This window comes from Alphaproteobacteria bacterium LSUCC0719, from assembly GCA_040839025.1.
GTDB lineage: Bacteria > Pseudomonadota > Alphaproteobacteria > Puniceispirillales > Puniceispirillaceae > UBA8309.
This window is the reverse complement of the sequence record JBFPJN010000012.1, coordinates 1-6,161: the sequence shown is the minus strand read 5'-3', so window position 1 is coordinate 6,161 and position 6,161 is coordinate 1. Positions and strand designations below refer to the sequence as shown.

Sequence of the window (6,161 nt, the reverse complement as noted above, 5' to 3'; positions counted from 1 at the left end):
CTGGTGGAGAACGTAGGTTCCCCATATAGGCACTGACATGCACTGATATATGAGCAATACCGCCAGTCTACGTATCAGTGCCTCACCGTCAACAGGCACATCCTGTGCGTCAGTCCGTGCTTATCGTTTCTAGTACAGGGAAAGTGGGGTGTTGAATGCCACACTATAGGAAAACTGTTTTGATCACTCACCTACTGAAACTGCTAAGACATTTCTCTAGATTATAAACTATAGAGACGTGCCAAATAATGGCTGGAGGTTCTGATGAGTAAATTTGTTGGATTGGTGATTGCTACAGCTTTGTTGGTGACGCCATTGTCGGCAGTTGCACTCACATTCAAGAGTGGTGAAAAGAAGTCGTTCAAGACAGAAGACACCAATCAAGAAACATCCAGTGGCAATAAATACAAGAGCATCCTCCCTGACCCTGCATTTAGCTCGGATAGTCAGTCACTTTGCAATTGGAATATGGTAGTGGGTTGGGATGAAATTCCGCCAAAAACGACGCACGCATTTGAGAACTTTGATCTAAAAACTTCGAATGGTGAATTAAGCGATATTTTGGGAAATGTGCAGTCAGATTTACAAAGATACCATGCAGGTTATGTGTCTAACCCAACTGATGAAAATAAGAATAAACTCATCAGTTATTTGAAATTCTTATTCAGAAATAAATTTTCTTACCAAATGGGAGACGCAGAGTCAGACAATCATCTTTTCCATAAAGGCACCGTGTTGGCATTGATGTATACGTTCAATTCATTAAAAGCCAATGATCATCTAGGTTCATTCGAGTCAACATTTAGAAATCAAATTCACCTAAGGTTCAAGCAGTTAAGGCTAATTGGCAAACACTATGACATGCCAAGATGCACTGTTGGTGGTGATCTTTTTGGTTGCCAGAACCATACTTATGGCTTCATCCACGCCCGAACGCTCTACGGTCATCTTTTTGATCATCAGACGCATTTCCGTATGGGTGAGAAGCTTTTTAAATTCGCCATTAATGACCTTGCCGAAGATGGTGCGTTATGGAGAGAAGCAAAGCGTGGCGCTAGAAGTTGGAATTACTATACTCACGCCCTTAATCATCTCATGGCAATTGGCGAAATTTATCATCTAACAGGTAACAGTCTCTATGGTTATCAAGCTGAAAAATCCGGCAAAACAATACATGACGCAGTCAGGTTTCTGCTCGATGCGCTTACTGACAACGGACTGATGCTGAATTATGCGAAAGCAAATGTTTATGGTGGCAGACGGAATTTTGATGACCCCCATCACCTATATCGCATCATTAATGGTAATGATGGATACAAAAACTGGTTCTACATTTATCAAACTAGGTTCCCTAACCACCCAAACACCAAGTTGGGTCAACAATTACTAAACCTGTATTCGAAATTGCAGAAAGAAAGCAATCATATGGGCTTCTTTGCCCAATGTTTGTATTCTGAGGGACACAAAGATAGTGCCGCACAAATTGAGAAAGTTAAGACACTTACGATTGTCAACTCTTCTGCAAGTGCTGCATCCGGTTATGAAAGAACTGAAGAGAGTTTAACCCAGCGTTTTGAATGCCTTAAAAGAGAGGCTGCATTGCGAGATTTTAATGGACTTCCATCTGATGAGGAGATCCAAGCCCTTATTCGAGGTCTGGAGGGAGTAACTTTCTATAGAACAAAACGACATTTAACAAAATTAGGGATCAGCAGTGATACACTGAAAACAAGTCGCAAATTTTTGTTACATCTTATTAACTATGAATATGGCGCTGCTGCGTATTGCAATAGGGTTGGCGATAATTTTGACCGACTGCGGCAGTAACTCGTGACGCTAAGGATTGCTTACTGTTTCCAACACAGGGAAAGTGGGGCATTGAGATGCCACATAGAAATCTTCTGGTAATGGAAAAGGCCTACATATCCTTATCGTTATCGGTATAGGGATAGTGACAGCAGTCAGGTGATATCCTGAGTTTCTATTGAGTATGGGGATAGGTGATGGGATGGGTGCGTTTATGACTACCTATAAATAGGCACTTAGATGAGTCTTCAGGACTGCCTTTAACATCCCCAACACCATTTATTGGTCACATGGTTCCAATGAGAGGTGCAAGGCGTCCAAGCAGTTCTGTAGACTCTAGGGCTTTCCTGTAACGAAACATCGAGGGTTTGCTCCTGCAATTTCTCCATATCCTTTGCGACCAGAAGCAAGAAAACTTGAGTTTTCTAGCAGCTGCTTTGATATGTCAGAATCAGGAAACCGTCGAACATAATAATAGCCCCAGCTTATCATGTCGTTTTTTAGCCATCGTTTGTCTTGCCTTGTTGATGAATACTCTTTGAACCCAGTGCTGCCTTCCCTTTCTCCCTGTTTGGCGTAACTGTGAATTAACTTTTCATCTTTAGCCGCACGCAACAAAAAGGTAATTGCCAAGCGTAAGTCTTTCTTTGCGGCGCCTGCACTAAAACCTTTGTGATAAAAACTATATAGATTCACATCGTCTATAAGTGCCAATTCAGCAAGTGTTACCATTGCGGCAACAGCCTTGTTGGAATAATGGAGGGCACTTCCAACCCTCCCACTATCCTTGACAACGCTGCCGTCATTTCGAAGTTCTTTTATGCCTCGTTTATAGATACGAATTGCTTTTTCTTTGTATTTATTTTCATTTGAAATCACGCCCAGCGCATATAAAAAAACAGCATAATCGAATGATTTGTTGTCCGTCTTCCAATTGCTTTTTACTAACCTCGTTTTGCTCAATTGACTGTTTAGAATTTCAAGATAGTCAATGACAATCTCAAGTTCTGAATTGCTGAATGAGTTTTGCTGGAAAATTACCTCAATGGCTACAGGAGCAGCTATAGATGTTGTAAAAAAGAATGCGTTAGCTTCATTTTTTTTCCAATCATCTGCCCACTTTAATCGCCGTTCCTTCGAAATTTTAACGATTTCTTTTCGTGCAATGTCTGCAGCAGCTGAGGACACCCTTGCCCTTGATGAAAGGGCCATAAAATATTCTCTGTAATCTGAAACAGCTTTTTCTGACGCAACTTCATTGCCACCCGTGTAATCTATAACTGTCTCGAAAATCATTGGAAGTTCGACCCTACTTGCATTCAGCAAACAATAGGTCTCATCAAACCCATTTTGTAATGAAAAGACTGATGGCTTTGCGGCAGCTTGGCTCGTTATTCCAACTAACCCAGAAAGCGCTAATGCAACCGTAGCTGCTACCCTAAACATCCCAAACACCTCACTGCTTGAACAAAAAATATCCTAAACAACCACTATAATTATCTGAATACCATTGCTCATATGGGTGCGGCACACAATAGCCTTGTATTTACTTAACAACACTCACACAGGCTGCCCAGCACCGCATGTGTAGCCATCTTGCTGTGCATAGCCAATACCCGTCAGTGACTCTCCTAGAGTCATACAGGGCATGTCTGTGAGGCATTGTAGGTGGGCATGTCAGTGACCCATTGGATTGCACCAAAGGGCAACTGTCTGTGGTTACCTATTCTGTAACCCAATCTGTGTAACAGCCTGTGTATATATACGTAGGCACCGGGGGTGGCCCATGCCTACCCATCTTGTAGGTACATGTATCTGTATTAGGCTCTTTCCATTACCAGTAGATTTCTAGGTGAGGCATGTCAGTGTCTATTCATAGCTAGGTATAAAGACACCTAACCCCTCACTTTCCCCATACTCAGTAGAAAATCAAGATATCACCTGACTGCTGTCACTTTCCCTGTACTAGAAACGATAAGCACGGACTGACGCACAAACTGACGTACAGGATGTGCCTGTTGACGGTGAGTCATTGATACGTAGACTGGCGGTATTGCTCATATATCAGTGCATGTCAGTGCCTATATGGGGAACCTACGTTCTCCACCAGCACCATCCTTCCCATCACATCATGTGCTAACACGCTGTAATCGAAGCATTGTTGTTGTTTTGATGACGGTGTGGGTAGACCATATGGTAGACCATTTCAGCACGTATATTTACCAGAAGCGTGGCTTTTACTACTTCTCCCGGCGTGTGCCGAAGGACGTACAGCCATTGCATGGTAAGAAGCGCATCGTGCTTGCGTTGAACACTCGTAGCCGTGCAAAGGCTCTCAAACACTCTCAAGTGATATGCCAGCGATTGGATGAACGCTGGCTTCCCATGCGCCTTGATGCGATGGGGCTGAGTAATGTGCTTATCGATGATGTGAAGCAGCAGACTGCTCCGCTGCTCTCAGAGGCTGTTGGGCAGTACCTGCAGCTAAAGGGCCTTGGTAAAGCAAAGACGTTCCATCAGGCAGCACTGCGTAATGCTGGCGTGGTTATAGGCCAGCTTGGTGACAGGCAGTTGTGTGATTACTCCACAGTTGATGCTGGCAAGGTGCGTGATTCACTGATTGATAGAGGGCTATCCGTACTATCAGTCAGGCGTATCTTCACGACTGTGAAAGCTGTCATCAATCTTGCGATAGCAGAGCATGGGTTGGATATCCGCAATGCTTTTGCCGCCATCTATATGCCAGAGGCTGAGAGCAAGAAGCGTGTCTCTATACCTGTAGAGACTATCAAGCAGATACAGCATTCATGCATGGAGCATGATGATGACATGCGGTGGCTGATTGCTCTGATATCAGACACTGGGATGAGATTGGCTGAAGCAGCAGGACTGCACATCCAAAACCTGCAGCTAGATGAAGACATCCCATACGTGGATATCAAGCCTCACCCATGGCGGTCACTGAAGACCAAAGGCAGTCAGAGGCAAGTACCGCTGGTAGGTGCATCGCTATGGGCAGCACAGCGTATCAAGGCAAATGCGTCTTCATGCTTTGCCTTCCCAAGGTACACTGACAATAGCCGCTGTAATGCCAACTCAGCATCCAATGCGCTGAACAAATGGCTTCATGCAAACTTCCGTAATGACATCGTTATCCATGGTTTCAGGCATGCCATGCGTGACCGTCTGAGAGCCGTCAGCTGCCCATCAGAGATGATTGACCAAATAGGTGGATGGTCGTCAGGAAAGATTGGTGAAGGCTATGGAGAGGGGTTTGATTTGAAGCATTTGCACGAGTGGATCGCCAAGCTATCCTAGCGCCATGACTTTGGTGAAAATCATAAGGGTGATTTTTTTCGCGCTAACTATTGGACTCGCGAGCATTGCAAAGGCAGACCAAACTAGCGTTGGCTTTTCGATGAACTGCAATTCAATCGAAGGAGAAGGCCAAGCAGCGTCTATTCTATCAGGCCACGAATTAAACAGTTTTCGGGAAAAGGCTGCCAACACACTCACCCAATTGTCATGCCGAATTGGCATGGATCATCCGGTAGAGTTGTGCCACTTGAACAACAGATGGCCGTTAGATGCAGAGACTTGGTTGATACAAACCTACTGCGGCCATGGCGCATATCTCACGAGTTCGGCTTGGTTCATTGAAAGCCATGATGGGGTTGCACCAATACAGCTGGAATACCCAACGTTTGATTGGAAATTTGCAGACTCCGAAAAGCAAATCATTGAAAGCATCATGGCAACGGGCTTCACCAGAACCTCTGCGCTAACAGATGCCTCGTTCGATCCAAGCACAAAGTTAATCAGCCATCGTAGTTATTGTTGCGCAGGTGATCTAAGCACAACCATTCAATGGCTGGCCAAAGATGGTGCGTTTAAGCTGCGACATCTGAAAGTTGACAGAATACAAAATGGGAATCTGTCACCACAACTCGTAGTCCAATACGACTGAGGCATGGACTTCAGTCTAAGCCAAGCCATTCCGTTACAGGTGACTGACCGGAGAGCCATAAGCCCACGTCATGAATTTGAACAAAATGGGTTGTGGATGAGAGGTGGGCTATCTGCAACCACTAGGTTTAAGTTGCTTTCATGTAGGTAAGGAGCAGACGCAACCACCTCTCGATACAAGGGGGTGCAACTTACGTGCCAACGGGGGATTAAACGCTGCACCATGAGACCCAATATGGTCTACCCACACCTTCATCGAAACAACAACAATGCTTCGATTACAGCGTGTTAGCACATGATGTGATGGGAAGGATGGTGCTGGTGGAGAGGTAGGTTTCTCTGCACAAGCACCGTACGCATCACGTAATCGAAGCTACGCCTAGAATCTC

Annotated in this window: 4 protein-coding genes; 3 read left to right on the top strand and 1 reads right to left on the bottom strand. The window is 44.8% G+C overall.

Features of this window, described 5'->3' with window-relative positions:
• The first annotated feature begins 264 nt into the window (after positions 1 to 264).
• Positions 265 to 1,827: an alginate lyase family protein gene (locus AB3X55_13275; protein MEX0504557.1), complete on the top strand. Its 1,563-nt coding sequence runs from the start codon at positions 265 to 267 to the stop codon at positions 1,825 to 1,827.
• 315 nt (positions 1,828 to 2,142) lie between these two features.
• Here the strand turns inward: AB3X55_13275 and AB3X55_13270 are convergent, their stop codons facing one another.
• A complete protein-coding gene (locus tag AB3X55_13270; protein MEX0504556.1) occupies positions 2,143 to 3,252 on the bottom strand; it encodes an alginate lyase family protein in 1,110 nt (369 codons plus the stop codon).
• Between the two features lie 747 nt (positions 3,253 to 3,999).
• Here AB3X55_13270 and AB3X55_13265 point away from each other — a divergent pair.
• Together AB3X55_13265 and AB3X55_13260 are read left to right on the top strand one after the other, a co-directional pair.
• A complete protein-coding gene (locus AB3X55_13265; GenBank protein MEX0504555.1) occupies positions 4,000 to 5,124 on the top strand; it encodes a DUF6538 domain-containing protein in 1,125 nt (374 codons plus the stop codon).
• 4 nt (positions 5,125 to 5,128) lie between these two features.
• Entirely contained in the window at positions 5,129 to 5,773 is a 645-nt protein-coding gene (locus AB3X55_13260; GenBank protein ID MEX0504554.1) for a hypothetical protein, read from the top strand.
• The last annotated feature ends 388 nt before the right edge of the window (positions 5,774 to 6,161 follow it).

Coding starts and splice junctions, on each gene's coding strand:
- AB3X55_13275 (MEX0504557.1), top strand. CDS start 265: ATGAGTAAATTTGTTGGATTGGTGATTGCTACAGCTTTGTTGGTGACG.
- AB3X55_13270 (MEX0504556.1), bottom strand. CDS start 3,252: ATGTTTAGGGTAGCAGCTACGGTTGCATTAGCGCTTTCTGGGTTAGTT.
- AB3X55_13265 (MEX0504555.1), top strand. CDS start 4,000: ATGGTAGACCATTTCAGCACGTATATTTACCAGAAGCGTGGCTTTTAC.
- AB3X55_13260 (MEX0504554.1), top strand. CDS start 5,129: ATGACTTTGGTGAAAATCATAAGGGTGATTTTTTTCGCGCTAACTATT.